This is a genomic window from Vibrio sp. D173a, from assembly GCF_030248475.1.
In genome coordinates, this window is the sequence record NZ_JAHGAH010000333.1 from 1 (window position 1) to 940 (window position 940).

A 940-nucleotide genomic window follows, 5' to 3' on the forward strand; every position below is an offset into this window, starting at 1 on the left:
ATGGAGTGCTCAGCAGATCTGTTATTAGCGATAATTAGCGATATCCTCGATTTGTCCAAAATAGAGTCGGGAAGCTTTCGTCTAAGCGAACAATGGACAAACTTACGTGACGCGGTAACCCTGGTTATTTCCCAACAAAAACAGGTAGCTATAAGTAAAAACCTGAGTTTCGAATACCAATGTAACTTGGATAATAACAAGCAATATTGGATCGATTCGACTCGATTGTCTCAAGTACTTTTCAATTTAATTGGGAACGCCAGCAAATTCACTGATTTTGGTGGTATCAACGTCTCGGTTATTGAACGTGATGGTGAGCTTGTAATCTCAGTGGTTGATACCGGAATTGGAATCCCTCAATCAAAAATCGGACATCTTTTCACTGCTTTCCATCAAGGAGACAGTTCGATTACTCGAAGATTCGGAGGTACAGGCCTTGGACTTGCTATCACCAAACATTTGGTTGAAATGATGCGAGGAACAATCAGCGTTAAAAGTGAAGAGAATGTTGGCTCACACTTTGAAATTAAGATACCTGTGTTAACGAGAAATAATCAAGATAGACCGGTAAAGATAGAGCCCAATCATCCATCAAAAGCAGTGAACCTTCTTGTTGTAGAAGATACAGAGTCTAATCAACTTGTAATTAAACTAATCTTAAACCAAGTTAGGACATAATGTTTTTATTGCTAGCCACGGCGCAGAGGCAATCGCATTTCTTGAAGAACAAAGACAAAACATCGACATCATTTTGATGGATGTCTCAATGCCAATTATGGATGGGATAACAGCGACGAGGCTAATCAGACAGAAAGGCATTAATATTCCAATCATCGCGTTAACAGCTCACGCACTGGAAAGTGACAAGACTACATGCATGAAAGCCGGCATGGACGGTTTTGTTTCAAAACCAGTTCGACGACAAGAGATCTACGAAGCA

Annotated in this window: 1 pseudogene; it reads left to right on the forward strand. The window is 40.3% G+C overall.

Annotated features, from left to right (window positions below):
- Positions 1 to 940 (forward strand): annotated as a pseudogene (locus KIV40_RS25375) (response regulator); the annotation flags it as partial.